Genomic DNA, 2,117 nt, shown 5'->3' with positions numbered 1-2,117 from the left:
CTTAGTGGGGGTCCAGGGGGCAAAGCCCCCTGGCCTTACTGGCTTGATGCATCACGCCCCAAACCCCAGCGGCGATGTGGCGGGTCAGGTGGGGGGGGCGAGGCCGGCGAGGGTGCGGAACTGGGTTTCGGTGAGGGTGGTGAGGCCGAGGGTGGCGGCTTTGGCGGCTTTTGAGCCGGCGTCGGTGCCGATGACGACGTAGTCGGTATTTTTCGAGACGGATTCGGTGACTTTGGCGCCGAGGGTTTCGGCGCGGGCTTTGGCTTCGGGGCGGGACATGGTTTGCATTGTGCCGGTGAAGACGATGGTTTTGCCGGACAGGGCGTTATGGGCGGTGGGGGGGGTTTCGTCGGTGATGGTCAGTGGGGCGACCAGGCGGTCGAGCAGGGAGATGTTGTGGGGTTCGGCGAAGAATCCGGCGAGTTCTTCGGCGATCGAGGGGCCGATGCCGCTGATTGAGCCGAGTTCGAGCCGGGCGTCTGATCCGATGGTGCAGGCGGCGCGCATCTGGTGGTGCCAGTTGGTGTAGCTTGTGTAGTGGCGGGCGAGCAGGCGGGCGTTGGCGTCGCCGATGCGGCGGATGCCGAGGGCGAAGATGAAGCGGGCGAGGGGGATGGTGCGGCGGGCCTCGATGGCGGCGGCGAGGTTGGCGGCGGAGGTTTCGCCCCAGCCTTCGAGTGTGGCGAGGTCGGCGGTGCGGGCGGGCAGGCGGAAGATGTCGGGCGCGCTGGCGAGCCAGCCGAGGCTGTGCAGGGTGCGGATGGTTTTATCGCCCAGGCCTTCGATGTCGAACGCGCCGCGCGAGCAGAAATGGATCAGGCGTTCGACCACCTGGGCTTCGCAGGTCAGGCCGCCGGTGCAGCGGCGCACGACTTCGCCTGCCGGGCGGATGGCGAGGGCGCCGCAGACCGGGCAGTGGTCGGGGAAGACGAAGGGGTGCGACCCGGCGGGGCGGCGTTCGGGCAGGATTCGGATGATTTGGGGAATGACGTCGCCGGCGCGTTGGAGTTCGACGGTGTCGTTGATGCGGATGTCCTTGCGGGCGATTTCGTCTTCGTTGTGCAGGGTGGCGTGCTGGACCAGAACGCCGCCGACGTTGACGGGGTCGAGCGTGGCGCGCGGGGTCAGCGCGCCGGTGCGGCCGACCTGGATGGTGATGGCGCGCAGCACGCTGAGCGCGCGTTCGGCGGGGAATTTCCAGGCGACGGCCCAGCGCGGGGCGCGGCCGACGTAGCCGAGGCGGTCCTGGAGGGCGAGGTCGTCGATTTTATAGACCACGCCGTCGATGTCGTAATCGAGGCCGGCGCGGCGTTCGGCGATGGATTGCTGGAAGGCTTCGGCTTGGGTTTCGGTGATGCGCTCGATCAGCGGGTTGACGGGAAAGCCCCAGCGTTTGAGGGCGGCGAGGTAGTTCCAATGGGTGGTGATGGCGGGGGACGTGGTGGCTGGGGTGGCGGCGCTGAAGGCGCTTGAACTAGTGGCGGCGCTTGAAGCGCTTGACATGTCGGCGGCGCTGAAGGCGCCGCGGGCATAGGCGAACAGGGAGAGTTTGCGGGCGGCGGTGATGCGCGGGTCGAGCTGGCGCAGGCTGCCGGCGGCGGCGTTGCGCGGGTTGGCGAACTGGCGGGTCTGGCTCTGGTTAAGGGCGAGGAAGTCGCGTTTGGTCATGTAGACTTCGCCGCGGATTTCGATGAAGTCGGGTGCGTCCGGGGGCAGGGTGGTCGGCAGGTCGGGCAGGGTGCGCAGATTTTCGGTGACGTCTTCGCCGTCGGTCCCGTCGCCGCGTGTGGCGCCGCGGGTGAAGCGGTGGTGTTCGTAGGTGAGCGAGATCGACAGGCCGTCGATTTTCGGTTCGGCGACGAAATGGAGCGGTTCGGCGCCGAGGCCGAGGAAGCGGCGGATTTTGGCGCAGAAGGCGGTGAAATCGGCGGGGTCGAACACGTTGTCGAGCGAGAGCATCGGCTGGCGGTGGCGGATTTTCGCGAAGGCGGCGCTGGGGGCGGCGCCGATCTGGTTGAGGGCGATGCCGAGCGCCTCGGCCTCGCGTTTGAGCGCGTCGTAGGTGGCGTCGTCCATGATCGGTTGATCGTCGCGATGGTAGGCGAGATCGGCCGCGG

1 protein-coding gene is annotated in these 2,117 nt (G+C 68.0%); it reads right to left on the bottom strand.

What is annotated here, in order from left to right:
- Nucleotides 1-84 precede the first annotated feature (84 nt).
- A partial coding sequence (gene ligA, locus ACP5E6_RS08535; protein ID WP_427953793.1) for an NAD-dependent DNA ligase LigA occupies nt 85-2,117 on the bottom strand: 2,033 nt, incomplete at its 5' end.

Source organism: Acidiphilium sp. (assembly GCF_049977125.1).
Taxonomy (GTDB): Bacteria; Pseudomonadota; Alphaproteobacteria; order Acetobacterales; family Acetobacteraceae; genus Acidiphilium.
This window is presented reverse-complemented; position numbering and strand designations above follow the sequence as displayed.